The organism is Streptomyces globisporus C-1027, from assembly GCF_000261345.2.
GTDB lineage: Bacteria > Actinomycetota > Actinomycetes > Streptomycetales > Streptomycetaceae > Streptomyces > Streptomyces pakalii.
The window spans coordinates 7,367,776-7,393,816 of sequence record NZ_CP013738.1 but is presented as its reverse complement, the minus strand read 5'-3'; the positions used below and the strand labels follow the sequence as shown (position 1 = coordinate 7,393,816).

Genomic DNA, 26,041 nt, shown 5'->3' with positions numbered 1-26,041 from the left:
CGTTCGCGAACTCCCCCCACGCACCTGGAGATTCCCCGTGGACCGGACGCATCGCAAGAAGCGCAGCAACAAGCTCCTGGGCGGCAGTGTCGCCCTCGTCCTCGCCACCGGCGGGCTCATGGCGGCCACCACTCTGGGCAGTAGCGCAGGCGCTGCCGAGAGCGGTCAGGCCCGTGCTGCCGTACCCGCACACGCCGTCACCGGCTACTGGCAGAACTTCGACAACGGCGCGACAGTCCAGAAGCTGGGCGACGTCCAGGACGGCTACGACATCATCGCGGTCGCCTTCGCCGACGCCACCGGCACCGAAGGCCAGATCGAGTTCAACCTCGACCCGGCGGTCGGCTATGCCTCCGAGGACGACTTCAAGGCCGACATCGCCGCGAAGCAGGAAGCCGGCAAGTCCGTCGTCATCTCGGTCGGCGGCGAGCTCGGGAACGTGACGGTCGACGACTCGGAGTCGGCCCGGCAGTTCGCCGACAGCACGTACGCCCTCATGGAGGAGTACGGCTTCGACGGCGTCGACATCGACCTGGAGCACGGCATCAACGCCCAGTACATGGGCGAGGCACTGAAGTCGCTGTCCGAGAAGGCAGGCAGCGACCTGGTCCTCACCATGGCGCCGCAGACGATCGACATGCAGAGCACCAGCACCGAGTACTTCAAGCTGGCGCTCGACGTGAAGGACATTCTGACCGTCGTCAACATGCAGTACTACAACAGCGGTTCGATGGCCGGCTGCGACGGCAACGTGTACGCCCAGGGCTCGGTCGACTTCCTGACCGCGCTCGCCTGCATCCAGTTGGAGAACGGCCTCGATGCCGACCAGGTCGGCATCGGCACCCCTGCCTCCTCCAAGGGCGCCGGCTCCGGCTACGTCGACCCGGCGATCGTCAACGACGCCCTCGACTGCCTGACCAAGGGTGAGAACTGCGGCGAGTTCAAGCCCGAGAAGACGTACCCGGGGCTGCGCGGCGCCATGACCTGGTCCACCAACTGGGACGCGGCGAACGGCGACAACTGGGTCAACAGCGTGGCGCCGCACGTCCACGAACTCCCGTAACCCGCCCCCTCACTCCTCACCCTTCGAGCCTGGCCTCCGGAGCTCCGGCGGCCAGGCTCGCGGCCTGATGGAAGGTGCCTGACCTCGTCTTTCATCGGTCAGGCAGCTGGAAATCGCTTCGCGGCCGAGCCCGTGGCGCCCGGACAGGCCGCGCCGACACGGACAACGAGCGCTGCCCCCGCCGGTGAACCGGCGGGGACAGCACTCAGGGCCGATGGCGAACCCTGGTTAGTGCGGGATCAGATGATGCTCACTCCGTAGACGCTGAGCGCCTCGGTGACGGGCTGGTAGAACGTGGTACCGCCGGAGGAGCAGTTGCCGCTGCCGCCGGAGGTGAGGCCGAGCGCGGTGCTCCCGGAGAAGAGTGCGCCGCCGCTGTCGCCGGGCTCGGCGCAGACGTTGGTCTGGATGAGACCGGAGACGATGCCGTCGGCGCCGTAGTTGACGGTGGCGTTGAGACCGGTGACGGAGCCGCCGTGCAGGCCGGTGGTGCTGCCGCTGCGCTGGACGGACTGGCCGACCGTGGCGTCGGCCGCGCCGTCGATCTCCTGGTAGCTGCCGTTGTAGAGGGAGACACGGCCGTCGGCCGCGCCCGGATCGGAGTGCCGGATGATGCCGTAGTCGTCGCCGGGGAAGCTCGATCCGGTGGTGGTACCGATGGACCACGAGCTGCCGATGTTGGTGCAGTGGCCGGCGGTCAGGGCGAACTTGGTTCCCGAGCCGTCCTGCACGTTGAAGCCCAGGGAGCAGCGTGCTCCGCCGGTGGTGATGGCTTCGCCACCCGCGATGAGCTTGGAGAACTTACCGGGGGTGCGCTTGACCACGAGAGCGTCGGCGTTGGCGCCGGCCTCGCTCCTCAGTTTGGCGATCTCGGCCTTGCTGACCGTGCTGTCGGCGGTGACGACGACCTTGCCCGACGCGCCGTCGACGTACCAGGCCGTGCCGCCGACGTCGGCGGTGCGGACAGAGGCGGCGGTCTGGTTGAGCTCGGTGGCGCTGAACGTCTGCGGGGCCGGCTGGGCGGATGCGGCGGTGGCGGGAACCGCGAGCGCCGCCGCGGCGGCGAGGCCGGTGGCCCCTGCGATGAGTCGTGCTCGTCTCGTGAGGCTGTGGGGGCGAGAGAGTCGCACTGTGTTCCTCCAGATCGTGGGGGGAAACTCGGGGCGTTTGGGTGGACGCCCATGACTCGTCATCGGGAAGACGATCAATCCGTCGTGTCCCTGACAACGTTATTCATGCTGGAGAGGCCGGTGGACCCGCACAAGACCCCCGGAACGGGACTGGCCGATAAGTAGCTCTTGCGGCGAGCTCCAGACCTCAACAAATGGGTAGATTAACGACCTTGGAAGGGAAGGGGATGGCGGGAAATAGACTGTGGAGTGCGCCGCCTTCCCTCGGGTATTCGGTCACGGTCCGAGGTGCGGGCCGATCTCGGTGCGGGAGGAGACCCCCAGTTTCCGGAGGGCGCGTGCCACGTGGTGCTCGACCGTCCGGTGCGAGAGGACCAGCTCGCTCGCGATCTCACGGTTCGACAGGCCGAGCGAGGCGAGCCGGGCCACCGCCCGCTCCCGGGGCGAGAGGTGGTCGCCGTACCCCAGCGCGCCGGGTCTGCGGACGGTGGTCTGGCCGTGCTCCCGCAGTTCGCGCTGACACCGCAGCACATCCCATACGGCGTCGATGTCCTGGTAGGCGGCGATCGCCTCATGAAGCACCGTGCGCCCGCCCGGCACACCCGAGGCCAGCAGGTGGAGGCCGCGGGCCTCCTTCACGTACGCGGCTTCGTACGGTCGCTCCAGCCGCGTCCAGGCGTCCGCCGCCGACGCGTACGGCGCATCGGACGGTGCAGGCCCGGACTGCGGGCCGTCCGTCGCGGTGAGCAGGGCCCGGCAGGTCAGCAGGGCGGCCCGGGCCGCCGGTGCGTCCCGGTCGGCGATGCCTGCGGCGAACTCCGCGACCAGGCGATGTGCCTCCCCGGGACGGTCGTCCCGGACGAGGGCCTCGATCGCCGGTGGTACGAGGGCGGTCGCCCACACCCACGCCCCCGTACGGCGGACATGATGCAGCGCTCCCTCCACCGCCTGGACGGCCTGAGACGGCCGGCCGGCCGCCAGATGGACCCGAGCCACGGCAGCCGCGGCAGCGGTCAGCACCACGCCGGTGTCCAGCGCGGTCGTCTCCACGGCCCGTTCCAGGAGACGCCGTGCCACATCCGTCTGCCCCTTGGTGTGCAGACGTAGCAGTCCGCAGACCAGCAGGGCCTCCGCGTGGAAGTCGGGCACGTCCTGGTACTGCGCTTCGGCACGCTCGGCCCGCCCCAGCAGTCCTTTCCACCGGCCGCTCGTGAAGGCCGCGACCACGTCGGTCGTCTCGACGAAGGCTTCCAGATAAGGGGCGTGGTTCGTCCGCACCTCCTGCCACGCCCGGGCCTGAAAAGCCCGGGCGCGCTCCGGGTGGCCCAGGGAGTTCGCGGCGCCCGCCAGATTGGCGTACACCCTCGCCGCCCCCTCCCCGGTGAGGGTGTCGGGCAGATCGGCCACCGCCTCCCACGCCGACGGGTCGCCCATCAGGGCCAGGGCGGTGGCACGGTTGGCCAGCACGGCGGAGCGCAGGTCCGCCTCCTCGACCCCGGGCAGCAGCCGCTCCGCCTCGGCCAGCAGGCGGCGGTGCTCGCCGACCGGCCAGCCCTTGAGGGAGGGGATGGCCGTGATCGCGAGCGCGCGTGCGGCCTGGCCGGTGGAGACGACGAGGAGGTCGGGGACCGCTCGCGCTATCTCCTCCAGCGCCTCAAGGCCGGAACCCGACTGGTTGCGCAGCAACAGGCCCAGCAGCAGCCGGATCTCACCGCTCGGCCCGGGGCCCAGGGAGTGCTGGTCGAGGACCTGCCGCAGCGCGGCGGGCACCTGGGGTCCTGGCCGGGCGTTCAGCGCGACGCGGGCCAGCTTCAGCGCGACCCGGTCGCGGGCCACGGGCGAGGGGCCGTTGCGCAGGGCGCCGAGGTACTGAGCCGCGGCCATGCCCGCGTCCCCGTCCCCCGCCGCCCGGTCCGCTGCCGCCTCCAGGCAGCGCGCCGCCTGCGCGGGGCGGCCGGCGCGCCGGTAGTGGTCGGCCATCCCCGCCAGCGGGAACGGGCTCGTGTGCCGGGCCAGAGCGCGGGCCGCACGCAGGTGCAGAACAGGCCGCTCCGGTTCGGCGACCGCCTCGTACGCGGCCCGGTGCGCCAGGTCGTAGGGGAAGGCGTACCCGCCGTCGTGGGGGGAGGCGCACAGGACGCCTTCCCTCAGCGCGGCCGCGAGTGCTCGACGCGTCTCCGGGGCGCCCAACCCCGCGACGGAGCAGAGCAGTTCCACGGGCGCGGGTTCGCCGAGGACCGCTGCTGCGGCGACCACCTGCCGCGCCGCCGGAGGGAGGCCACGCAGCCGCTCGACCGCCACCCGGCGCACGGACGCGGGCAGGAGCGGCTCCCCCGCCGTGTCGGTGGGGAACTCCGCGGAGCCCCGCCATGCGCGTATCACCTCCTCGACCACGTACGGCAGGCCGCCCGTCCACCGGTGCAGTCGGTCGGCGAACCCGTCCGGTACCGCCTGCGCGCCGAGCAGCCCGGCGGCCAGCTCACCGGTCTCCGTCGCCGACAGCGGTGCGAGGTGCCGCTCGACGACCGTCACGTGGGCCGGTGTGCGCAGCGGGAACGGGACGCCGTCGCTGCCTTCGGCGTCGCGGTGGGGGTCGGTACGGCTGCGCGCGGTGAGAACGAGGCCCAGGCGAGGTGGCGGGTCGGCGATGACCGTACGGAGAAAGGCACAGGTCGATGCGTCGGCCCACTGGAGATCCTCGACGACCAGGACGGCCTCCCCCAGCGCTGCCGTGTACGCGTGCAGGGCACGCAGGACGCGGTGGTGTTCGGCACCCGGGTCACCCAGGGGAGGCGGCGCGGGCGGGAGGCGGTCCGCGAGGTCGGGCAGCAGAGCGTGCAGGGCCCCGGTCACCGGCGGCAGGTCCGCCGGGAGGGGCCCGGAGCGGAGGCGGTTCAACGCCTCGACGAGCGGTGCGAAGGGGAAAGGAGTGTCCGCCTCCTGGCAGCGGGCGACCAGGGTGACGGCATCCGATGACGTGGTCCGTCGCAGGAGTTCGTGGACGAATCGGCTCTTCCCGACCCCGGGCTCCCCGGTGATCACCGCGACGGCGGGTCGCCGGTCGAGCTCCGCGTACACGTCGGCCAGGAGGGCGGAGCGTCCGATCAGGAGACCGGGGGCGGAGGGCGGCGACGGCTCGGCGTTCACGGCTTCCTTCCGCGCTCCTGAGCGGCATCGGCAGGACGGATGTGCGGGCGGGCGATGCGACCGGACCGTCGGAACGGCCTCATGATGGCCCGTTCCGACGGCGCTGGAAAGAGGAGTGGCGTCTGCGGCGCGTGTGCGGGCGCCGCAGACGCCTCCGTCCCGGGCCGGTGAGGTCCGCGGAGAGGCTCACCGGGCGGGAGGCGCAGGCCGGATCAGAACTGGAGGGACCAGGAGTTGATCGAGCCGGTGTCGTTGACCCAGTTGTCGGTGACGCGGAGCTTCCAGACGCCGTTGGCGGGGCTGTTGGAGGCATTGACCGTGAACGTGCCCTGGACGTTGTCGGCGCTGTCGTTGGAGTTGAAGTTCTTCAGGACGGCCGCGCCTCCGCCCGGGGGCACCAGTTCGACCTTGAGGTCACCGCGGAAGGTGTGGCGGATGTCGAGGGTGACCGACAGGTTGGCGGGGGCGTTGCCGTCGATGCCGGTCACGGTGATGGGGGACTCGACCGTGGCGTTGTCGCGGATCTGGACCTGACCGGCGCTCTCGAACTTCTTGCCGGGCGGGTCGGTGGGGTCCTCGCCGCCGCCGGTGCCGGTGAAGAGCAAGCGGTTGGGTGAGCCGGGGCGGGCGTCGCTGATCTTGTCCGGGGTGGCGTCGGCGACCAGCTTGTCGCGGACCTGGGCGGGGGTGAGCGACGGGTTGGCGGCCAGGAGCAGCGCGGCGGCGCCGGCGGTGTGCGGGGATGCCATGGAGGTGCCGCTCATGGACTGGTTGGCGCTGTCGCCCGCGTTGGACGAGGAGATGATCTTGTCGCCGGGGGCGAAGATGTCCAGGCAGGTGCCGTAGTTGGAGGCCTGGCCGTTGCTCCAGCCGGTGGCGCGGGCGTCCGAGCTGTTCGTGGCGCCGACCGTGATCGCCGCCGGGGTGGACGAGGGCGAGTACTGGCAGGAGTCGGCGTTGTTGTTCCCCGCCGCGACGACCCAGGTGATGCCGGAGGCGATGGAGTTGTTGATCGCGTCGTTGATGGACTGGGTCTTGCCGCCGCCGACGCTCATGTTGACCACGGCGGGCTTCTTGGCGTTCTTGGTGACCCAGTCGATACCGCGGAGGACCGGGTCCCAGCTGGTGCCGGAGCTGCCCTGGCAGTTCAGCACGCGAACGCTGACGATCTTGGCACCCTTGGCGACGCCGTAGGAGCTGCCCGCGGCGGTCCCGGCCACATGAGTGCCATGCCCATGACAGTCTGATGCGTTGGAGTCGTTGTCGATGAAGTCGTAGCCGCTGGTGGCCCGGCCGCCGAAGTCGCCGTGGCTCATCCGGACACCGGAGTCGACGACGTAGACCGTGACGTTGGAGGCGTCGCTCGGGTAGGTGAAGCTCCTGTCCAGCGGGAGGCTGCGCTGGTCGATGCGGTCCAGGCCGTAACTGGGCGGATTGGGCTGGGTGCCGGTGGCGTACGCCGCGCCGTCGGCTTCCACCCGGGCCACCGAGGGGTCGGCGGCCAGGCGCTTCGCCTTCTCCTCGCTCATCTTCACCGAGAAGCCGCGCAGGGCGGTGGTATAGGTGCTCCGCACCTGGCCCGCGTGGCGCTGGGACAGGGACCGCGCGACGGAGGGTATCTCCGTACGGGCCACGGAGTCCTTGAGCGTGACGATGTAGGAGCCTTCGACCGCGTCGGGGCGGTCCGCACCGACGATGCGGCCTTCGCCACCGCCCGGCGGTACGGGCGCGGCGGTGACCGCGGCGGTCGAGGCGGCGCCGACGAGCAGGGCGGCACCGGCGCCGACGGCGAGCAGTCTCCGCAAGGTGCGAACGGGACGATCCACAGCTTCTCCTCTTGATGCGTCACAGGCCCTGTCGGGCCTGGTGGGGGTGGACCGCCCGGCATGCGGGCACCACGGAAGACGAGCCGTGGTGACGGGAGATCGGGCCGGGCGGCCGCGGGGATGACCTGTGATGGGCTTTGCCGCCCAGAGTTTGCGGCGCTCGGACGGCGCCTATCAATACGTAGCCCTACCTAAAGGAAGGGCGGGTGCGACGGCTGCGGCGCCGCGCTACGGCTTCCGAACGCCGGCGAGATGACTGCGAAGCTCGTCGTCGCAGTCTTCGAGGGTGCCGGCCGAGACTCGCGAGAAGGCCACGATGGCCTCTTCCCCGCGCTGCTGCCCGGACTTGGCCAGTTGCTTCTCGACCTCGGCGATGAGTTCGTCGGACTCAGCGCTGACGGAATGGGCGGGCTGCGGGTCCGACGCCGGGGAGCCCTGCAGTACGGCGGTGGCGGCGAGACCGGCCGCGCACAGCACCGCCCACGCGCCGACCCAGGTGCGGCGCCTCATCCGTATCGGCTTGGACATCCCCGCATCCTACGAGCGCCGGGACGGGCTCGGACCCGAATCACGGACCGCGCGACCGGGGATCGTCGCGGCGCGGAAGCCGACCCCCTGAAGCCGATCCCGCGTCCTGCGAGAGAATCCGGCAGTGAGCCCGGAGCAGAAGCAGGGCATCGGCGGCGGGAGCCGCCCGGGCAGAACCTCAGGAGGGCAAGCGTGACCGAGTCCAGCGATACCCGATCCGCGGACGGCGCGGCAGGCGGTGCGGCGGAAGAAGCGCCGCGGAGCCGTCTGCAGCGTCTGATGCGCTACATCCCCCTGGTCGCCCCCGTCCTGCTGTGGGCCGTGCCGTGCTGGGTTCTCCTGCACACCGGTCAGCGCTGGCCGCTGCCCGTCGCACTGGCCGGCACCGCGCTGTTCGTCCTCGGTCTGGTCGGTATGCCGTTCGCGATGGCGCGGGGCCACGGTCGGCGTCAGCAGGACCGGGCGGCGATCGTCGGGGACACCCTGCTCGGCGGCATCTGGGTCCTGTTCACCTGGTCCGTACTGCTCGGCGTCCTGTTGCGGCTCGCCCTGACCGTGGCCGGCGTCGGCGACGGGCAGGACCGGGCGCGCATCGTCACCTGGGCCGTCCTCGGTGTCGCCGCCGTGCTGCTCGCCTGGGGGTACGCCGAGGCCCGACGCGTGCCGCGCGTCCGTCGGCTCGATGTGGAACTCCCTCGTCTGGGAGCCGGGTTGGACGGCACCCGGGTCGTCCTGATCACCGACACCCACTACGGTCCGCTCGACCGCGCCCGCTGGTCCGCACGCGTCTGCGAGACGGTGAACACCCTGGAGGCCGATCTCGTCTGCCACACCGGCGACATCGCGGACGGCACGGCCCAACGCCGTCGTACCCAGGCCGCTCCCCTGGGCACGGTGCAGGCCACCCGGGCCCGGGTCTACGTCACCGGCAACCACGAGTACTACAGCGAGGCCCAGGGCTGGGTCGACCTGATGGACGAGCTGGGGTGGGAGCCGCTGCGCAACCGCCATCTGCTGCTCGAACGCGGCGGTGACAGCCTCGTGGTCGCCGGCGTCGACGACGTCACCGCCGAGTCCTCCGGGCTGGCGGGCCACCGCGCCCATCTCGCGGGAGCCCTCGACGGCGCCGATCCCGATCTCCCGGTCCTGCTCCTCGCCCATCAGCCCAAGTTCATCGACCGCGCGGCGGCCCACGGCATCGACCTCCAGCTCTCCGGCCACACCCACGGCGGCCAGATCTGGCCGTTCCACTACCTGGTCCGCGTCGACCAGCCGGCCGTCGCCGGGCTCAGCCGCCACGGTGCGCGCACCCTGCTCTACACCAGCCGCGGCACCGGCTTCTGGGGCCCGCCCTTCCGCGTCTTCGCCCCCAGCGAGATCACCCTGCTCGTCCTCCGGTCACCGCAGGGATCCGCCGCGGCCTGAAACGGGCGGTGGACCGGCCATGGCGGGAAGCTCTGAATGATGATTCACTTCTTCTATGGCCTACCGCAAGACCCCGACCGAAATGCGGCGCCTCGAAGCCGCCCGGGAACATCTCGTCGTCTGCGCCACCGAAGTGGTGGCGGACGTCGGCTGGGCGCAGGCGTCCGTCACCGCCGTCGCCGACGCGGCCGGCATCGCCGCCGGCTCCGTCTACCAGCACTTCTCGTCCAAGTCGGCGCTGGCCGTGGAGGTCTTCCGGCGCGCCGCGCAGCGTGAGGTGGACGTGCTGGGCGAGGTGCTGGAGGGCGAGGGTGAAGCGGCCGACCGGTTGCGCCGGGGGGTGGAGGTGTTCACCCGCCGCGCCCTGGAGAACCACGGTCTGGCGTACGCGCTGCTCGCGGCGCCCGCCGAGCCGGCGGTCGGCGCGGAACGCCTGGCGTTCCGGCGCCGCTACCGGGCGCTGTTCGCCTCGGTGATCGAGGAAGGGGTCGCCGGGGACCAACTGCCCCGTCAGGACGCGGAGATCACCGCCGCCGCGCTCACGGGCGCGATCGGCGAGGTTCTCGTGTATCCGCTGAGCACCTCGGCCGCCGAGGACGCGGACCTGCTCGTCGCCGGCCTGACCGCCGTGGCCCTGCGCTGCGCCGGCGCGGCCCCCTGACCCGGTCCGCGCCTCGCCCTGCTCCGCACCTGGTGTGCCCCGCCGTCCCGCCTCCCGGAGGAGATCCGATGTCCACGCCCACCGCACCACGCAGCAACCCGACCGCCGTGACGCACGAGGTGACCAATCAGGCGCCGCCGCTCACCGGTCATGACGCAGCCGACGACGCGGTGCTGATCGAAGGGGTGCGCCGTGAGGGCGCCGAGTGGCATCTGGAGGAGCTGCACCGCTTCGGGCGGTACGTCGGCGGCGAGGAGGCGCAGCACTGGGCCGACCAGGCCAACCGGCACGAGCCGGAGCTGCGCACCCACGACCGTTTCGGCCACCGGATCGACGAGGTCGAGTTCCACCCCGCCTATCACTCGCTGATGGACGCCTCGGTACGGGCGGGACTGGCGGGCGCCGCCTGGGCCGACGAGCGCCCCGGGGCCCATGTCGCCCGGGCCGGCGGCTTCATGCTGGCCACGATGCTGGAGCAGGGGCATCTGTGCCCGGTCTCGATGACGTACGCCGTCGTCCCGGCGCTGCGCCGCTCCCCCGATCTCGCGAAGACGTACGAGCCGCTGCTGACCAGCCGGGTGTACGAGCCGGGGCTGAGCACCCCCACGGCCAAGCGCGGTCTGCTCGCCGGGATGGGGATGACGGAGAAGCAGGGCGGCACCGATGTGCGCGCCAACACCACGGCCGCCGTCGAGCGGGCCGACGGCACCTGGCGGCTGCGCGGGCACAAGTGGTTCACGAGTGCGCCGATGAACGACCTCTTCCTGGTGCTCGCCCAGTCGCCCGGCGGTCTGTCGTGCTTCCTGGTGCCGCGCGTGCTGCCGGACGGGAGCCGGAACACCTTCCGCATCCAGCGGCTCAAGGACAAGCTCGGCAACCGGTCCAACGCGTCCAGCGAGCCGGAGTTCGACGACACCGTGGCCTGGCTCGTCGGGGACGAGGGCAAGGGCGTGCGCACGATCATCGACATGGTGACGATGACCCGGCTCGACTGTGTGCTCGGGTCCGCCGCCGGTATCCGTGCCGCTCTCGCGCAGGCGGCCCACCACGCGCGCCACCGCTCGGTGTTCGGCGTCGAGCTGATCGACCAGCCCCTGATGCGCAACGTCCTGGCGGATCTGTCCCTGGAGTCCGAGGCTGCCACGACCCTGGCCCTGCGCCTGGCGGGGGCCGCCGACCGCGCCCACCGGGGCGACGCCGGGGAGCGCGCGTTCCTCCGGCTGGCCACCGCCGTCGGCAAGTACTGGGTGTGCAAGCGGCAGCCCGTCGCGGTCGCCGAGGCCCTGGAGTGCCTCGGCGGCAACGGCTACGACGAGGCGTCCGGGATGCCCCGGCTGTACCGCGAGGCCCCGCTCAACGGCATCTGGGAGGGCTCCGGCAATGTCAACGCCCTCGACATGCTGCGGGCTTTGACGCGGGAGCCCGAGTCCCTGGAGGCCCTGAGCGCCGAGATCGGGGCGGCCGCCGGGGCGGACGCGCGGCTCGACGCGGCCTGGCGGGAGCTGCGGGCCGAGCTGGCGCGCCCCGAGGACGCGCAGCTCCGGGCCCGCCGGGTCGTCGAACGGGCCGCTCTCGTCCTGCAGGGCTCGCTGCTGGTGCGCCATGCTCCGGCGGCGGTGGCCGACGCGTTCTGCGCGTCCCGCCTCGCCGGGGACCAGGGGCTCGCGTTCGGCACCCTTCCGGCGGGCACGGACTTCGCGGGCCTGCTGGGGCGGCTGCCCGCCTGACCGGACCTGCTCATGTGTCCTGTGGCCGGTGCGGGCCCTGAGCCCGCACCGGCCTTTCACGTTCGCGGAGGTAGTTGTCCAGCTCGGCGGCCCCGGTCAGCATCGCGCGCCCGCGGGCGGCCAGCCGGGCGTGCCAGTCGTCCAGGGCGGCGGCCAGCGGCTCCGGACCGCCGGCCGCCCGCACCTGAGCGATGAGCGGTGCGATCCGCTCCAGGCCGTAGCCGCCCCGCCGGAGCTGGTGGGCCAGGGCGGCGTCCCGTACGTCGGCCGCTTCGTACACCCGGTATCCGGTCCGCGGGTCGCGGCGCGGGGTCACGATCCCGGCGCGCTCCCACTTCCGCAGCGTGGCGGGCCGGATGCCCAGCCTTCCCGCCAGCGGTCCGACGTACATCGCGCCGGGGCCCGCCCCGTCGTCGTCGGGTGCGGGCACGGCTCCGGGCCCCAGGTCGCGGAGGGCCCTTTCGACGGCGTCCAGCGTCCTGCGGTCCTCCAGGAGCTGTGCGTGGCTCCCGTCGATGAGCCGGAACGCCTCGGCCGGCTCGTCGCGGTTCACCGCCCGCATGATCGCGGTCGCGGTCGCGTGCCCATGGCCGGGGATCAGGGCGAGAAATGTCCCCAGGGCGTCGGCGTGCAGCGGTGCGTAGGTGCGGTAGCCGTGGGCGGTGCGCCCGGCGGGCGGGAGGATGCCCGCCGCTTCGTAGTTCCTCACCGCCTGGGTCGACAGACCGTGCCGACGGGCCAGGTCGACGGGGCGCAGGCGACCTGCCGTTTGAAGGTTCTGCCGCATGCGGTCGAGGATATCGCGCAGAAGTTTTCAGCGAAGGTTCAACGATACGGTTGAAGCCATGGCAGACGACATCAAGGACATCGCCCACGCCGTCGATGCGGCCTCCGTCATGCGGCTGTTCGCCTCCCCGCCCCGGATGCTGGCCCTCGGCGAACCCACCCACGGGGTGGACGCCCCGCTCCGGCTGCGCAACTCCCTCTTCCGGCAACTCGTCGAACAGGAGGGGTACCGGACCATCGCCGTCGAGAGCGACTGCGTGGCGGGGCTGCTGGTGGACGACTACGTGACGTCGGGCGCGGGCGCGCTGGACGTCGTACTGGAGCGGGGGTTCAGCCACGGATTCGGGAAATCCGCAGCGAGTCGTGAACTGGTGTGCTGGATGCGCGCGTTCAACGACGGCCGGCCCGCGTCCGACCAGGTCCGGTTCGCCGGCTTCGACGGTCCGCTGGAGATGGCCTGGGCCGCGAGCCCCCGGGAGACCCTCACCGCGCTCCACCGCACCCTCGCCGACCAGGTCGACCCGGGGCTGCTTCCCTGCACCGCCGGGACGCTCGACCGCCTGCTCGGCCCCGACGACCGGTGGACCGACCCCGCGGCGATGTGGGATCCGTCCGCGTCCTCCGGGCGGTCGGCCGAGGCCGGGGAACTGCGGCTGCTCGCCGACGATCTGGGGGCGCTCCTCCACGCCTGGGCGCCCCACCTGATCGCGGCGACGTCACGAGACGCGTTCGACCGGGCGCGGCTGTGGGCGCGGGCCGCGTCGGGGCTGCTGCGGTACCACCACGGGATGGCCGACGCCTCGCCGAGCCGGCTGGCGCGGCTGACGGGCCTGCGGGATCAGATGATGGCCGACAATCTCCTCGCGCTCGCGGAGCGGGGGCCGGTCCTGGTCCACGCGCACAACAGCCATCTCCAGCGCGACATCAGCTCGATGCGGATGGGCGGGCAGCGGCTGGAGTGGTGGAGCGCGGGCGCCATCGTGCACACCCGCCTGGCTGAGGAGTACGGCTTCCTGGCCACCGCCTTCGGCACGATGCGGCACCAGGGCGTCGACGTCCCGCCGCCGGACACCCTCGAAGGCGCCCTGTACGCGCTCCCTGCCGAGGCCTGTCTGGTGGACGCCTCCGCGTCGGGCGCCGCCCTCGCCGCCACCGGCCCCGCACGGCGCACGTCCCCGTACTTCGGCTATGCCCCGCTCGACCCGGCGCACCTGGCCCGCATCGACGGGGTCGTCTTCATGAAGGACGTGCCCGAGGACTGAGGCTGCGCCTCACGGCCCCGGCGGGATCGGGCCCGCACATCCGGTCGGGTGAAAGGCCCTCCCGCCCAGGAATAGTCGGGCCGGGCCGTTGTTGATCACACCATGACTTCTGAGACGACCGGAACGGGCAGCACCTTCGGACGCGTGGGAATCTGGAGCAGCGCCCTCCACGCGTCACGCGTGGACGACGCGGGCGGGAAGGCGATCGCGGAGGCGCTCGCCGAACTCGATGAACTGGGGTACGGCACCGTCTGGGTCGGGGGCAGTCCGACGCCCGGCGACGCCGCCGCCGTCGTGGCCGCCACCCGCTCGATCACCGTCGCCACCGGCATCCTGAGCATCTGGAACCACACAGCGGAGGAGGTGGCGGCCGCGGTCTCGGCGATCGGTCCGGACGCGCGCCGCCGCTTCGTCCTCGGGCTGGGCGTCAGCCACGGCCCGATGGTGCCCCAGTACGCGAAGCCGTACAGCGCGATGGTGGACTATCTCGACGCGCTCGACGCCGCAGAGCCGTTCGTGGGCACCGGCCATCGCGTCCTGGCGGCTCTCGGGCCGAAGATGCTGGCGCTCGCGGCCGACCGGTCGCTCGGGGCACACCCCTACCTCGTCACCTCCGAGCACACCGCGGAGGCCCGTGCGGCGCTCGGACCCGACGCCCTGCTCGCCCCGGAGCTGACCGTCGTCCTGGACACGGACCTCGACCGGGCCCGCACCACCGCGCGGACCATGCTGGGGATGTATCTCCAACTGCCCAACTACACGGCCAATCTGCTGCGCCTCGGGTTCACGGAAGGCGACTTCGAGGGTGGCGGCAGCGTCCGTCTCCTCGACGCCCTCTTCGCGCTGGGCGACGCGGAGGTGGTGACGCGCCGGACGCGGGAGTACCTCGACGCGGGCGCGGACCATGTCGCGTTGCAGATCCTCACCGCCGACGCGGGCGGCGCCGGCCTGCCGCGCGCCGAATGGCGCGCGCTGGCCGAGGCGTTCGGCTCCGAACTCTGACAGCCCGCGTACACCGCCGTCCCACGATTCGGGCACCATTCGGACGGTGAACGAGCGAAATCGGGCGGCCCGGACAGCCGACACGGCGGCTGTCCGGGCCTGACCAGCACGATCACCCTCGGAAAGCGGGCACGAACGGGCCGAGGGGATTCGGTGAAGCGGCTGGTCGTGGCCCCTGCACTGCTTGTAGAAACGACACATGAGCCCGAACGGACTGACGGGCTCCGCCCGAAACGGGCGCAGCAGCGACCAGGGAAGTGCGCCGTGGACACCGAGGAACGCCGTCGGGGAATTCTGGACACGGCCCGGCGCGAGGGGTCCGTCGGGGTGAACGCCCTCGCGGACCTGTTCAAGGTGGCCAAGGAGACCGTCCGCCGCGATCTGCACGTACTGGAGGAGCACGGGCTCGTCCGCCGGACCCACGGCGGCGCCTATCCGGTGGAGTCGGCCGGCTTCGAGACCACGCTCGCCGTCCGCACCACCCGTAACGTTCCGCAGAAGTCGCGTATCGCGGCCGCGGCGGCCGATCTGCTCGGTGACGCCGAGACGGTCTTCGTCGACGAGGGCTTCACCCCGCAGCTCGTCGCCGAGGCGCTCCCCCAGGACCGGCCGCTGACCGTGGTCACCGCGTCCCTGGCCGTCGCCACCTCCCTCGCCGCGGTCGAGAAGACCTCGGTGCTGCTGCTGGGGGGCCGGGTCCGCGGCTCGACGATGGCGACCGTCGACCACTGGGCCTCCCGGATGCTTTCGGAATTCGTGATCGACCTGGCGTACGTCGGGGCCAACGGCATCTCCCGCGAGTACGGTCTCACCACCCCGGACCCCGCCGTCGCCGAGGTCAAGGCGCAGGCTCTGCGCAGCTCCCGGCGCAGGATCTTCGCCGGGATCCACAGCAAGTTCGGCGCGGTGAGCTTCTGCCGCTTCGCCGGGGTCGGTGACTTCGAGGCGATCGTCACCGACGCCGGACTCCCCTCGGCCGAGGCCCAGCGCTACTCCCTGCTCGGCCCCCAGGTCATCCGCGTCTGACCGTCCCCACCGCCCGCTCGCTGGGCGCCCGTACCACCGCTCCACTCCCCCACCCGCCGGGGCGTGGCTCGCCATGCCCTGTTCCACCCGATCACCGAGCCGCTACGACTGATCAGGAGCCCCCATGCCTCATCCAGGACGCCGCCGACCACGTATGCGGGGGCGGACGTGCGCCGTGACCGCCGCACTGGCCCTGCTCGCCACCGGCTGCGCCGGAGCGGGCGGGACCTCCTTCGGGGGCGGCGACGCGCTGAACGTACTGATGGTGAACAACCCGCAGATGGTCGAGCTGCAGAAACTCACCGCGAAGCACTTCACGAAGGAGACCGGCATCAAGGTCCACTTCACGGTGCTGCCCGAGAACGACGTACGCGACAAGATCAGCCAGGACTTCTCCAACCAGGCCGGTCAGTACGACGTCGCCACCATCAGCAACTTCGAGCTGCCGTTCTTCGCGAAGAACGGCTGGCTGCACCCCCTAGACGACTACGCCGAGGCCGACACGGCCTTCGACCAGGAGGACATCCTGGCGCCGCTGCGGGAGTCGCTGACCGCCGAGGACGGCAAGCTCTACGCCCAGCCCTTCTACGGCGAGTCGTCCTTCCTGATGTACCGCAAGGACGTCTTCGAGAAGCAGGGCCTCACCATGCCCGAGAAGCCGACCTGGGAGGAGGTGGCGAAGCTCGCCGAGCGGACGGACGGCGCGGAGCGCGGGATGAAGGGCATCTGCCTGCGCGGGCTGCCCGGCTGGGGCGAGGTCATCGCCCCGCTGACCACCGTCGTCAACACGATGGGCGGGACCTGGTTCACCGAGGACTGGGAACCGCGCCTGACCGCACCGGAGTTCAAGAAGGCGACGAAGTTCTACGTCGACCTCGTGCGCGAACACGGGGAGCTGGGCGCCCCGCAGTCCGGGTACGCGGAGTGCCTGAACAACATGACGCAGGGCAAGACCGCCATGTGGTACGACGCCACGGCGGGCGCCGGATCCCTGGAGGCGAAGGGCTCCCCCGTCAAGGGGAAGATCGGGTACGTCCCCGCCCCCGTCGAGGAGACCAAGAGCTCCGGCTGGCTCTACACCTGGGCCTGGGGCCTGCAGAAGGCGTCCAAGAAGTCCGACGACGCCTGGAAGTTCGTCTCCTGGGCCTCCAGCAAGGAGTACGAGGAGCTCGTCGGCGCCACCAGCGGCTGGCCCAACGTCCCCGCGGGCAAACGGGCTTCCACCTACGCCAACCCCGACTACCGGGCGGAGGCAGGGGCGTTCGCCGATGTCACCGAGCGGGCGATCTCCGAGGCCGACCCGAAGAACCCGGGCACCCAGCCCCGCCCGACGGCGGGCATCCAGTTCGTCGGCGTACCGGAGTTCACCGATCTGGGCACCCGGGTGGCGCAGGAGATCAGCGCCGCCATCGCGGGCCGCCAGTCGGTGGACGCCGCGCTCGCCGCCTCCCAGAAGCTGGCCGAGAAGGTCGCGGAGGAGTACCGATGACCGTCACCGCAACGAGAGAGACCACGGCCTCCCCGCAGGCTCCGGCGAAGAAGCCTGGCAGCGGTGACCGGCGGCGCGCCTGGGCGACCCGCGCGCCTCTCCTGCCCGCACTGATCTTCCTGATCGCCGTCACCCAACTGCCCTTCGTGGCAACGCTGGTGATCTCGCTCTTCGACTGGAACTCCCTCAAGCCGGAGAAGCGCCACTTCACCGGCCTTTCCAACTACGGGTCCGTCTTCACCGACGAGGCGTTGCGCGAGTCGGTCGTGACGACCGTCGTCCTGACCGCGACGGTCGTGATCGTCAGCGTCGTGCTGGGGCTGGTCTTCGCCCTGCTCCTGGACCGCACGTTCTTCGGCCGGGGGTTCGTGCGCACGCTGCTGATCACCCCGTTCCTGCTGGTGCCGGTCTCCGCCGCGCTGCTGTGGAAGCACGCGCTCTACAACCCCGAGTACGGGCTGTTCAACGGCGTCCTCACCTGGTTCGGCGAGCTGTTCGGCATCGAGTCGATCGCGCAGCCGGAGTGGACGTCCGAGATGCCGCTGATCGCCATCGAGGCGTCGCTCGTGTGGCAGTGGACGCCGTTCATGATGCTGATCCTGCTGGCCGGGCTGCAGAGCCGCCCCGCCGAGATCATCGAGGCCGCGCGGCTGGACGGGGCCGGACCCTGGCAGATCTTCCGCCATCTGACCCTGCCGCATCTGCGGCGCTACCTCGAACTCGGCATCCTGCTCGGGTCGGTGTACATCGTGCAGAACTTCGACGCGGTGTTCACGATCACCTCCGGCGGCCTCGGCACCGCCAACCTCCCGTACACCGTCTACGAGACCTTCTACCGGGCCCACGAGTACGGGCTGGCGTCGGCGGCGGGCGTGGTCGTGGTGATCGGCACGATCATCATCGCCACCTTCGCGCTCCGGGTGGTCTCCTCCCTCTTCCGTGAGGAGGCGAGCCGCGCATGAGCGCCTCGACCGCGACTTCCCCGTCCGTCACGTCGTCCGCCACCGGGCCCGAGCGCAAGGCCCGTCGCCGCTCGGCGGCCCTGGGTGTGGTCGCCTGGGTCGTGGGCATCGGCTTCTGTCTGCCGGCCCTGTGGATGGTGCTGACGTCCTTCCACGCGGAGGCCGACGCGGCGACCAACCCGCCGTCGCTCGCCGCCGCGCTGACCCTGGACGGCTACCGCACGTTCTTCGGCGGCGGGGGCGGCCCGACGCCGTGGCCCCCGCTGGTCAACTCGCTGGCGGCCTCGTTCTTCTCGACCGTGCTGGTGCTGCTGCTCGCGCTGCCCGCCGCGTACGCGCTGTCGATCCGGCGGGTGCGCAAGTGGACGGACGTGATGTTCTTCTTCCTGTCCACCAAGATGCTCCCCGTCGTCGCCGGCCTGCTGCCGGTGTACCTGTTCGCGAAGAACACGGGGCTGCTGGACAACATCTGGCTGCTGGTGCTGCTCTACACCTCGATGAACCTGCCGATCGCGGTGTGGATGATGCAGTCCTTCCTCGCGGACGTGCCCGTCTCCATCATCGAGGCGGCGCAGGTCGACGGGGCCCGGCTGCCGACGGTGCTGCGCCGGGTCGTCGCCCCGGTCGCCGGTCCCGGAATCGCCGCGACCGCCCTGATCTGCTTCATCTTCAGCTGGAACGAGCTGTTGTTCGCACGGGTGCTGACCGGCGTGGTCGCCGGTACCGCCCCCGTCCACCTGACCACCTTCGTCACCAGCCAGGGGCTCTTCCTCGCCCAGCTGTGCGCGGCGTCCGTGGTCGTGTCCCTGCCGGTGCTCGTCGCCGGCTACGCCGCCCAGGACAAACTCGTCCAGGGCCTCTCGCTGGGAGCAGTCAAATGAGGGCAGCCATCGTCGAAGCCGTCGGCAAGGTCTCCGTGACCACCGTCCCGGACCCCACCCCCGGCCCGCGTGACGTGGTCGTCAAGGTGGCGTCGTGCGGGCTGTGCGGCACCGACCTCCACATCCTCCAGGGCGAGTTCGCCCCGACGCTGCCGATCGTGCCGGGTCATGAGTTCGCCGGGGAGGTCGTGGGTCTCGGTGCGGACGTCACCGAGCTGTCCGTCGGCGACAAGGTGGCCGTGGACCCCTCGCTGCACTGTCACGAGTGCCGCTACTGCCGTTCCGGCCGGGGCAACCTCTGCGACAACTGGGCGGCGATCGGCGTCACCGTGCCCGGGGGCGCGGCCGAGTACGCGGTGGCGCCGGTCGCCAACTGCGTACGCCTGCCGGAGCACATCGACGTCCGCGACGCGGCGCTGATCGAGCCGCTGTCCTGCGCGGTGCGCGGCTACGACGTCCTGAACGGCAACCTCGGGGCCCAAGTCCTGATCTACGGATCCGGGACCATGGGGCTGATGATGCTGGAGCTGGCCAAGCGCACCGGCGCGGCTTCGGTGGACGTGCTGGACATCAACGCACAGCGGCTGGCGACCGCGACGACGCTCGGCTGCACCGGGGCCGCGGCCCGCGCCGAGGAGCTGGACCGCCCGGGCGGCTGGGACGTCGTCATCGACGCCACCGGCAACGCGGGGGCGATCCAGGACGGACTGGGGAGGGTCGCCAAGGGCGGGACGTTCCTCCAGTTCGGGGTCTCCGACTACGCCACGACGGCGGTGATCGAGCCGTACAAGATCTACAACCAGGAGATCACCATCACCGGGTCGATGGCGGTCCTGCACAGTTACGAGCGGGCCGCCGCGCTCTTCGCGAGCGGGGTGCTGGACGCGTCGGTGTTCATCAGCGACCGGCTGCCGCTGGAGCAGTACCCGCAGGCGATCGAGCGGTTCCAGGCGGGGATCGGCCGCAAGATCGTGGTGGAGCCGTGACGGACACCGCCTCCACGGGTCCCGGCCCCCGCCGGGACCCCCGCTCGGTCCTGGTGCTCGGCGAGGCGCTGGTGGATCTGGTGCCGGCCGGGGAGGACGCCGCGGTCCGGGTGGCCCAGCCGGGCGGTGCGCCGGCGAACGTCGCGGTGGGTCTGGCCCGGCTCGGCGGGCGACCGTCCTTCGTGGGCGGGCTCGGCGACGACGCCTTCGGGAGCCGCATCGAGGCGTGGCTGACCGGGGCAGGCGTCGATCTCTCGCTGAGCGCCCGCCCGCCGCTGCCCACCGCGCTCGCGGTGGCCGACCCGGGTGACCACGGGAACACGTACCGCTTCCATCTCGGCGACACGGCGACCTTCGCCCTGCCCGACCGCACGGCGGAGGTGTCGCGTTTCGGCGCGGTGTACGTGGGCGGGCTCGCCGCGGTCGTCGAGTCGGCGGCGGAGGTCGTGGCCGCCACCGCGCGGGCGGCCGCACGGAGCGGTGTGCTCGCGGTGGACCCCAATGTGCGCGAGGACCGCACCCTGGACCCCGTACGGAGCCTGGAGCGGCTGCGTGAGCTGTGCGCGCTCGCGGGGGTCGTGAAGGCGAGCGACGAGGATCTGGTGCGGCTGTGGCCGGACGCGGAGCCGGAGGCGAGCTGCCGGAGGCTCGCCGGGCAGGGGCGGCTGGTGGTGCTGACCCGGGGTGCCCGGGGCGCCACCGCGTACGTCCGGGACGCTCCGGCGGTCTCCGTCCCCGCCCTTGCGGTGCGGGTGGTGAACACCATCGGCGCGGGTGACGCGTTCATGGCGGGGATGCTGGCCTGGCTCGGGGCGGAGACCGGGTGGCGGACCGGGCTGACCGGCGCCGAGGCCCGGGCGATGCTGGAGTACGCCGCCGCCACGGCCGCCTCGGTCTGCGCCAGGGCGGGAACGGAACCCACGGCCCCGCTTGGGGTGTGAATCGGGCGCCCACCGGGCATCAGGAGGTGGACCCGAGTTCCGCACGGCCCTCCCCCGGCCCACGGAAACCGCAGCGGCCCCGCCGGACGATCGGTCCGGCGGGGCCGCTGCGCGTCCCGGCCCTTCAGCTCTGGGGACGCTTGCCGTGGTTCGCGCCGTTCTTGCGGCGGGCCTTCTTCTTACGACGTCGCTTCGAGGACATCGAACCCTCCTTATCTGCTCGGTGCCTTGGTGCGGACGGTCAGGCGGGTGAGGTCACCCGGTGATCACCGGGCCGCCTACCCACCCACACCGTGGCAAACACCCGGTGCGCGTGCAACCGGCGATGCGGTGCCGGGCAGGGGTGGACTGATGTGCGGCGACCGGCGGTCAGGGCCGGTAGCGCAGGGGGTGGTCGTCGGGCACCTCGACGACGGCGATCCGCACACCGTCGGGGTCCTCGATCCACATCTCGACCAGTCCCCAGGGCTCGCGTTTCGGGGGTCGCAGGACGGTGACGCCCTTCGCCCGCAGTTCCTCGTGGGCGGCCTCGGCGTCGTCGACCTGGAGCCAGATCCGCACGGCCGACGAGGGCGGCTCCTCGGCCCGGCCGGAGACCTCCAGGAATCCACCGCCGAGGAAGTAGACCGTGCCGCGCTCGGGGCCCGTACCGAATTCACGGTAGACGGCGAGGCCCAGGGCCTCGCCGTAGAAGGCGCGGGAACGGTCGGGGTCGGTGGGGTGGAGCAGGATCCTGCTGCCCAGTACATGCACCATGGGCCGAGCGTACGCCGCCGCCCCGAGGGGCGGCGGTTCCTCCGGGATCCGTCAGTTGCTCAGTTCGTCGATGAAGTCCTCCGTGCACCGGTCCTCGGCGGTCTGCCCGTTGGCCTGGTCCACGCACTTCTCGAAGTCCTTGAACTCCTGGGAGTCGAACACGGAGACGGCCACCACGAGGACGATCGCCGACCCGATGAGCCCGAGGGCACCGAACACGGCGCCGACTATGGCCATCACGCGGCGCGGTGCGCGGCCCTGACGGGTGCGGAGCGCGGCGATGATGCCGAAGACGACGGCGAGCAGGCCGAGGAGCAGTCCGCCGACGACGGTCCAGAAGAACAGGCAGGCGAGAAGACCGAGCACCAGGGCGGCTACGGCGAAGCCGTTCGTCCGGGCGGGCTGCTGACCGCCGTAGGGGTCGTGGTCGGATACGGGCGGCGCCGAGTACGGGGAATCCGGGTACGAGGGAAGGGACATCGGGAGGGTGCTCCTGTTCTCCTGGCTTCCCGTCCACCTGCCCCGTAGCCCCTCTGCCATGCCGCCGTTTCGGTCACGCTCCGGCGACTACCCGCCCTGGCCGGGCGCTGTTCGGCGGAGGTCGGCCGACAGGTGGTGCTGGAGCGGCCGGCCTGCCGCGGCGAGGTCGTGGACGAAGGCGAGCGTGTCCGGACCCGTCAGGGTGTAGTGGCGGCGGGTGGCGTCGACCTGTTTGGCGGTGGGGGCGACGGAGACCTGTTCGGTGGCGAGGCCGACGGCACCGTCGCGGGCGTGGCCGGACAGGATCTCCGCGATGCCGGTGGGCTGGGTGATCAGGGCTTCCACCCGGCCGTCCGGCTGCAGCCGCCACCAGCCGGTCTCCCGGGCGGACGGGCGCAGGGGTTTCCCGTCCGCGTCGAGCAGCCAGGCCCGGGCCTCGTACGCGAGGAAGGGCCGCCCGTCGTGGCTGAACGTGACCTCCTGCGCGTACGTGAAGTCCGCCTCCAGCGTCGGATACCCGCCGCTCCCCGTGCCCCGCCAGGTGCCGAGGAATCCGGTCACCGGGGCGAGCAGGGGGTGCGGCGCGGGGGACGCGTCGGTGCTCAGCGCGTCGGGGAAGGGAAAGGGGACGTCGCGGACGGGGTGGTTCATGCGGGGGTGCGCTCCTGAATCCGTCGGGGCCGGTGCCGGTCGCAGCCTAGGGGGTGCGGGGTCACGGTGCGGCGAGCACGCCGATGGCCCCGCACACGGGGTGCGGGCCATCGGACAGAGGGCGCGTCCCCTACCGGCTCTCAGGCGGAGTCGGCCGCCGTGCTCTCGATCAGGCTCTTGGGCCGAAGGTCGGTCCAGTTCTGTTCCACGTAGTCCAGGCAGGCCTGACGGGTACTCTCCGGGTGCGCCACGGTCCATCCGGAAGGCACCTCGGCGAACGCCGGCCACAAGGAGTGCTGCCCCTCGTCGTTGACGAGCACCAGGTAGGTGCCGTCCTCGTCATCGAACGGATTGGTCACCGCTTCCTCCACAACTTCAGGTAAGGCTGCCTTACTTGGCGAAGCGACCCTACCCATCCCTAAGAGATCTCCCCACCGGATTCCCCAACTCACCTGCACGTCTGGGGATTTCACTGCCCCATCGGGGGGCCTGGCCGGTCAGAGCCCGAGGTCGCTGAGGCGGGCTTCGTAGCGGATGGTGAGGTCCTCGGCCTCGCCGCCCGGCGCAGGGTTGTCCCAGAGCGCCTCCAGCTCGGAGCGCACGGCGTCGGGCAGGGCTTCGTACCGCTCGGACCAGGTGTCGGAGTTCGGTATCCAGTAGCCGACGACCTTGAAGCGGTCCGCGGGGAGCCCCAGCTCGCGCCGGAGGTATCGGCGCACGGCACGCAGGGCGTTGGTCTCCCCGGCCACCCAGACGTACCCGCCCGCGAGGTCCGTGCCGGGCGGAACGGCGGCGGCGACCAGGTCGGCCAGGCGGCTCGGTCCGTGGCCGTTTCCGCCGTAGGTCCAGGTCACCTTGGAGTCGGCCGCTTCGCGCAGAGACAGCACGGCCGAGGGGTCGGGCGCTTCCAGGACCACCCGGGTCCGGACATGCTCGGGAGTGTTCTCCAGCAGCCGGGCGGCGGCGGGCAGACCGGTCTGGTCGGCGACCAGCACCTGCCAGGAGAGATCGTCCGGAGGGCTGTAGAGCCCGGTGGGGTCGTTGACGCCCACGACGTCACCGGGTCGCGCCTCGGCGGCCCAGCCGGACGCCACACCGCCCTCGTGCAGCACGAAGTCGATGTCGACCTCGCCCGCCTCCGGGCGGACGGCACGGATCGTGTAGGTGCGCATCGGCGCGACGGGCTGCCCCTCGGGGGTCTCCCAGCCGCCCTGCTCGGTGGTCCGGGGCAGGGAGACGTCGGTGCGGTCCGGGCCGTGCGGGAGGAAGATCCGCACGTACTCGTCGCCGACCCCGGTGGTCCGGAAGCCCGCAAGACCCTCTCCGTGGAGGGTGACGCGGGTCATGCTCGGGGTGAGCGGCTGCACTCGGGCGACGACGGCTCGGTGGATCGTCATGGACACTGCCCCTTCGTACGCGTGGTCGGCCTGAGCGCCTCGCCCGCGGGGACGAGGGAACCGATTGGACTTAGGTCAGCCTAACCTTCTGCGCGCAGCGGTTCGAGACCGCACTGCCCTGACGGCAGCATCCGCTTCGCAGTCGGGGCTCAGGTGGCGCCCGGCTCACGCCCCGGGCGAAGTGCCCTGACGGGGCACGGGGGCGCCGTGCCAGAATCCACCGCATGCCCGTTCGATACCCGCGCCCCCTGCGCCCCGGTGACCGCGTCGGCGTCACCTCCCCTTCGAGCGGAGTGCCCGAGGAGTTGCGTGAGCGGCTCGCCGTGGCGGTGCGCGATGTGGAGGCGCGGGGGTACGAGGTCGTCGTCGGCCGGTGCATGGACGGCTCCGGTCATGTCAGCGCGCCCGTGGCCGACCGGGCGGGCGAGCTGACGGCGATGCTGACGGATCCCGGCATCCGGGCCGTGGTGCCGCCGTGGGGCGGGGAGACCGCCATCGACCTGCTGCCGCTGATCGACTGGGAAGCGGTGGGGGCAGCGGAACCGACCTGGGTGGTGGGCTACTCGGACATGTCGACGGTGATGACGCCGCTGACCCTGCTCACCGGGGTGGCGACCGTGCACGGGAACAACCTCATGGACACCCCGTACCGGACGCCGGAGGGACTGGTGTCCTGGTTCGACGTCGTCGCCGCCCCGCCGGGCCACCGTTTCACCCAGATTCCGCCGGAACGGCACCGGGCCTCGGGCTGGGACGACTGGGCGGCACACCCCGACGCCCGTACGCTCACGCTCGGCGTCCCGGGCCGGTGGACCCGGCTGGACAGCAGCGGCGACGTGGACGTCGAGGGGCGGCTGATCGGTGGCTGCATCGAGATGATGTGCAACCTCACCGGAACGCCGTACCTCGACACCTCGGCGTTCGCCCGGACGCACGCCCCGGAGGGCCTTCTCGTGTACGTGGAGGCTGCCGGCGACGACGCGCTCGCCATCTGCCGCTATCTGCACGGGATGCGCATGGCCGGATTCTTCGAGGCCGCGAACGCCGTGCTCGTCGGCCGGACGGCGGCCCCGGACACCGCCTCGCTCTCCCAGCACCAGGCCGTGCTGGACGCGCTCGGACCGCTGCACGTGCCGATCGTCGCCGACGTCGAATGCGGCCATGTGCCGCCGTACCTGCCGCTCGTCAACGGGGCCCGGTGCCGGGTCGTGCACACCGCCACGCGGAGCGAAGTCACACAGACGCTCGGCTGACGGCCGTCGGCGGAGGCGGCGCGGTCCGGCCGGACCGCGCCGCACTAGGTGGCGGCGCCGTATCAGTCCTCGGCGAGCACCGCATCGATCTCGCCCAGGAAGTCGTCGAGGTCGCCGGGGTTCCTGGAGGTGATCAACGGCCAGCCCTCGGCGTCGTCGCGGACCACCGGTTTGTCGACCCAGGTGCCGCCCGCGTTGGTGATGTCCGTCCGCAGGGAGGCGTACGACGTCAGCGTCTTGCCGCGCACGTAGCCGCCCTCGATCAGCGCCCACGGCCCGTGGCAGATGGCGGCCACCGGCCGGCCGGAAGCGGCGAACGAGCTGACGATCCGGGTGGTCGCGTCCTCCAGGCGCAGCGAGTCGGCGTTGAGTGTGCCGCCCGGGACCAGGAGGAGGTCGTACGCGGCGGGGTCGACCTCGTCGAGGGTGGTGTCGGGCCGCACGGTCTCGCCGGGATCGCGGTCGCCTACGAGAGTGCGGATCTCGTCGGTGGAGACCGCCGCCACGGTGACCTGCGCCCCGTGGTCACGCAGGTGCTTCACGGGGACGACGAGTTCGTCCTGCTCGACGCCGTAGTTGGTGACGACGGCCAGGATCCGGCGGTCGTCGAGAGCGGTGGTGGACATGGACTGCTCCGTTCCTGTGATGGTTGATGGGTGGGT

25 protein-coding genes are annotated in these 26,041 nt (G+C 71.8%); 13 read left to right on the top strand and 12 right to left on the bottom strand.

From position 1 onward, the window contains the following. Window positions 1-37 precede the first annotated feature (37 nt). A complete protein-coding gene (locus WQO_RS32685) occupies window positions 38-1,063 on the top strand; it encodes a chitinase (RefSeq protein ID WP_010059221.1) in 1,026 nt (341 codons plus the stop codon). A gap of 239 nt (window positions 1,064-1,302) precedes the next feature. Here WQO_RS32685 and WQO_RS32680 read toward each other — a convergent pair whose 3' ends face one another. The 4 genes from WQO_RS32680 to WQO_RS32665 form a co-directional block, all read right to left on the bottom strand. Further along, complete coding sequence (locus tag WQO_RS32680) at window positions 1,303-2,193, bottom strand: S1 family peptidase (protein ID WP_010059220.1); 891 nt, start codon at window positions 2,191-2,193, stop codon at window positions 1,303-1,305. 276 nt (window positions 2,194-2,469) lie between these two features. Then, window positions 2,470-5,340, bottom strand: coding sequence for an ATP-binding protein (locus WQO_RS32675; RefSeq protein ID WP_010059219.1), 2,871 nt, complete (start codon window positions 5,338-5,340; stop codon window positions 2,470-2,472). 212 nt (window positions 5,341-5,552) lie between these two features. Beyond that, window positions 5,553-7,166, bottom strand: a complete 1,614-nt coding sequence (locus WQO_RS32670; protein WP_010059218.1) for a S8 family peptidase — start codon at window positions 7,164-7,166, stop codon at window positions 5,553-5,555. A gap of 228 nt (window positions 7,167-7,394) precedes the next feature. Then, window positions 7,395-7,694: a hypothetical protein gene (locus tag WQO_RS32665; protein WP_010059216.1), complete on the bottom strand. Its 300-nt coding sequence runs from the start codon at window positions 7,692-7,694 to the stop codon at window positions 7,395-7,397. A gap of 192 nt (window positions 7,695-7,886) precedes the next feature. On the opposite strand from WQO_RS32665, the gene WQO_RS32660 reads away from it, so the two are divergent. The 3 genes from WQO_RS32660 to WQO_RS32650 all read left to right on the top strand — a co-directional run bounded on the left by WQO_RS32660 (window position 7,887) and on the right by WQO_RS32650 (window position 11,507). Beyond that, window positions 7,887-9,119, top strand: a complete 1,233-nt coding sequence (locus tag WQO_RS32660; protein ID WP_010059214.1) for a metallophosphoesterase — start codon at window positions 7,887-7,889, stop codon at window positions 9,117-9,119. 55 nt (window positions 9,120-9,174) lie between these two features. Then, window positions 9,175-9,780 carry a TetR/AcrR family transcriptional regulator gene (locus tag WQO_RS32655; protein WP_058954181.1) on the top strand — a complete coding sequence of 202 codons (606 nt, stop codon included), beginning with the start codon at window positions 9,175-9,177 and terminating at the stop codon, window positions 9,778-9,780. Window positions 9,781-9,848: 68 nt separating this feature from the next. After that, complete coding sequence (locus WQO_RS32650) at window positions 9,849-11,507, top strand: acyl-CoA dehydrogenase family protein (protein ID WP_010059210.1); 1,659 nt, start codon at window positions 9,849-9,851, stop codon at window positions 11,505-11,507. 10 nt (window positions 11,508-11,517) lie between these two features. On the opposite strand, the gene WQO_RS32645 is transcribed toward WQO_RS32650, so the two are convergent. Beyond that, window positions 11,518-12,294: a TioE family transcriptional regulator gene (locus WQO_RS32645; RefSeq protein WP_010059209.1), complete on the bottom strand. Its 777-nt coding sequence runs from the start codon at window positions 12,292-12,294 to the stop codon at window positions 11,518-11,520. Window positions 12,295-12,352: 58 nt separating this feature from the next. Here WQO_RS32645 and WQO_RS32640 point away from each other — a divergent pair, with 58 nt between their 5' ends. The 8 genes from WQO_RS32640 (at window position 12,353) to WQO_RS32605 (ending at window position 20,842) form a co-directional block, all read left to right on the top strand. Beyond that, window positions 12,353-13,555: an erythromycin esterase family protein gene (locus tag WQO_RS32640; RefSeq protein ID WP_010059208.1), complete on the top strand. Its 1,203-nt coding sequence runs from the start codon at window positions 12,353-12,355 to the stop codon at window positions 13,553-13,555. A gap of 102 nt (window positions 13,556-13,657) precedes the next feature. Further along, complete coding sequence (locus WQO_RS32635; RefSeq protein ID WP_029182158.1) at window positions 13,658-14,557, top strand: TIGR03620 family F420-dependent LLM class oxidoreductase; 900 nt, start codon at window positions 13,658-13,660, stop codon at window positions 14,555-14,557. 264 nt (window positions 14,558-14,821) lie between these two features. Further along, window positions 14,822-15,583, top strand: a complete 762-nt coding sequence (locus tag WQO_RS32630; RefSeq protein WP_010059206.1) for a DeoR/GlpR family DNA-binding transcription regulator — start codon at window positions 14,822-14,824, stop codon at window positions 15,581-15,583. 124 nt (window positions 15,584-15,707) lie between these two features. Further along, entirely contained in the window at window positions 15,708-17,072 is a 1,365-nt protein-coding gene (locus WQO_RS32625) for an ABC transporter substrate-binding protein (protein WP_029182157.1), read from the top strand. After that, a complete protein-coding gene (locus WQO_RS32620) occupies window positions 17,069-18,034 on the top strand; it encodes a carbohydrate ABC transporter permease (RefSeq protein WP_010059204.1) in 966 nt (321 codons plus the stop codon). The genes WQO_RS32625 and WQO_RS32620 overlap by 4 nt, the downstream gene beginning before the upstream one ends. Continuing rightward, window positions 18,031-18,915 (top strand): carbohydrate ABC transporter permease, encoded by an 885-nt coding sequence (locus tag WQO_RS32615; RefSeq protein WP_010059202.1) that lies wholly within the window; start codon window positions 18,031-18,033, stop codon window positions 18,913-18,915. The genes WQO_RS32620 and WQO_RS32615 overlap by 4 nt, the downstream gene beginning before the upstream one ends. Continuing rightward, entirely contained in the window at window positions 18,912-19,901 is a 990-nt protein-coding gene (locus WQO_RS32610; protein WP_010059199.1) for a zinc-dependent alcohol dehydrogenase family protein, read from the top strand. Before WQO_RS32615 ends, WQO_RS32610 begins: the two co-directional genes overlap by 4 nt. After that, the gene (locus tag WQO_RS32605; RefSeq protein WP_010059198.1) at window positions 19,898-20,842 is read left to right on the top strand and encodes a PfkB family carbohydrate kinase; all 945 of its coding nucleotides are present in this window, start codon (window positions 19,898-19,900) and stop codon (window positions 20,840-20,842) included. The genes WQO_RS32610 and WQO_RS32605 overlap by 4 nt, the downstream gene beginning before the upstream one ends. 124 nt (window positions 20,843-20,966) lie before the next feature. Here the strand turns inward: WQO_RS32605 and WQO_RS37440 are convergent, their stop codons facing one another. The 6 genes from WQO_RS37440 to WQO_RS32580 form a co-directional block, all read right to left on the bottom strand. Further along, a complete protein-coding gene (locus WQO_RS37440) occupies window positions 20,967-21,044 on the bottom strand; it encodes a 50S ribosomal protein bL37 (protein WP_370454205.1) in 78 nt (25 codons plus the stop codon). 167 nt (window positions 21,045-21,211) lie between these two features. Then, entirely contained in the window at window positions 21,212-21,598 is a 387-nt protein-coding gene (locus WQO_RS32600) for a VOC family protein (protein ID WP_010059197.1), read from the bottom strand. Between the two features lie 51 nt (window positions 21,599-21,649). Beyond that, window positions 21,650-22,078: a DUF4190 domain-containing protein gene (locus tag WQO_RS32595; protein ID WP_010059196.1), complete on the bottom strand. Its 429-nt coding sequence runs from the start codon at window positions 22,076-22,078 to the stop codon at window positions 21,650-21,652. An 87-nt stretch (window positions 22,079-22,165) separates the two neighbouring features. Continuing rightward, window positions 22,166-22,729, bottom strand: coding sequence for a nitrobindin family protein (locus WQO_RS32590; protein WP_058954180.1), 564 nt, complete (start codon window positions 22,727-22,729; stop codon window positions 22,166-22,168). A gap of 140 nt (window positions 22,730-22,869) precedes the next feature. Beyond that, window positions 22,870-23,088: an MbtH family protein gene (locus WQO_RS32585; protein WP_010059194.1), complete on the bottom strand. Its 219-nt coding sequence runs from the start codon at window positions 23,086-23,088 to the stop codon at window positions 22,870-22,872. Window positions 23,089-23,226: 138 nt separating this feature from the next. Further along, entirely contained in the window at window positions 23,227-24,126 is a 900-nt protein-coding gene (locus WQO_RS32580) for a siderophore-interacting protein (RefSeq protein WP_010059192.1), read from the bottom strand. A 224-nt stretch (window positions 24,127-24,350) separates the two neighbouring features. Here WQO_RS32580 and WQO_RS32575 point away from each other — a divergent pair, with 224 nt between their 5' ends. Beyond that, entirely contained in the window at window positions 24,351-25,379 is a 1,029-nt protein-coding gene (locus WQO_RS32575; RefSeq protein ID WP_032748113.1) for a S66 family peptidase, read from the top strand. 62 nt (window positions 25,380-25,441) lie between these two features. Here WQO_RS32575 and WQO_RS32570 read toward each other — a convergent pair whose 3' ends face one another. After that, entirely contained in the window at window positions 25,442-26,005 is a 564-nt protein-coding gene (locus tag WQO_RS32570) for a type 1 glutamine amidotransferase domain-containing protein (protein ID WP_010059188.1), read from the bottom strand. Between the last annotated feature and the right edge of the window lie 36 nt (window positions 26,006-26,041).

Bases quoted from the DNA above. Each gene is read 5' to 3' on its own strand.
- WQO_RS32590 (WP_058954180.1), bottom strand. From the start codon at position 22,729: ATGAACCACCCCGTCCGCGACGTCCCCTTTCCCTTCCCCGACGCGCTG.
- WQO_RS32580 (WP_010059192.1), bottom strand. From the start codon at position 24,126: ATGACGATCCACCGAGCCGTCGTCGCCCGAGTGCAGCCGCTCACCCCG.
- WQO_RS32625 (WP_029182157.1), top strand. From the start codon at position 15,708: ATGCCTCATCCAGGACGCCGCCGACCACGTATGCGGGGGCGGACGTGC.
- WQO_RS32635 (WP_029182158.1), top strand. From the start codon at position 13,658: ATGACTTCTGAGACGACCGGAACGGGCAGCACCTTCGGACGCGTGGGA.
- WQO_RS32665 (WP_010059216.1), bottom strand. From the start codon at position 7,694: ATGTCCAAGCCGATACGGATGAGGCGCCGCACCTGGGTCGGCGCGTGG.
- WQO_RS32600 (WP_010059197.1), bottom strand. From the start codon at position 21,598: ATGGTGCATGTACTGGGCAGCAGGATCCTGCTCCACCCCACCGACCCC.
- WQO_RS32575 (WP_032748113.1), top strand. From the start codon at position 24,351: ATGCCCGTTCGATACCCGCGCCCCCTGCGCCCCGGTGACCGCGTCGGC.
- WQO_RS32645 (WP_010059209.1), bottom strand. From the start codon at position 12,294: ATGCGGCAGAACCTTCAAACGGCAGGTCGCCTGCGCCCCGTCGACCTG.
- WQO_RS32570 (WP_010059188.1), bottom strand. From the start codon at position 26,005: ATGTCCACCACCGCTCTCGACGACCGCCGGATCCTGGCCGTCGTCACC.
- WQO_RS37440 (WP_370454205.1), bottom strand. From the start codon at position 21,044: ATGTCCTCGAAGCGACGTCGTAAGAAGAAGGCCCGCCGCAAGAACGGC.
- WQO_RS32610 (WP_010059199.1), top strand. From the start codon at position 18,912: ATGAGGGCAGCCATCGTCGAAGCCGTCGGCAAGGTCTCCGTGACCACC.
- WQO_RS32640 (WP_010059208.1), top strand. From the start codon at position 12,353: ATGGCAGACGACATCAAGGACATCGCCCACGCCGTCGATGCGGCCTCC.
- WQO_RS32615 (WP_010059202.1), top strand. From the start codon at position 18,031: ATGAGCGCCTCGACCGCGACTTCCCCGTCCGTCACGTCGTCCGCCACC.
- WQO_RS32595 (WP_010059196.1), bottom strand. From the start codon at position 22,078: ATGTCCCTTCCCTCGTACCCGGATTCCCCGTACTCGGCGCCGCCCGTA.
- WQO_RS32620 (WP_010059204.1), top strand. From the start codon at position 17,069: ATGACCGTCACCGCAACGAGAGAGACCACGGCCTCCCCGCAGGCTCCG.
- WQO_RS32655 (WP_058954181.1), top strand. From the start codon at position 9,175: ATGGCCTACCGCAAGACCCCGACCGAAATGCGGCGCCTCGAAGCCGCC.
- WQO_RS32650 (WP_010059210.1), top strand. From the start codon at position 9,849: ATGTCCACGCCCACCGCACCACGCAGCAACCCGACCGCCGTGACGCAC.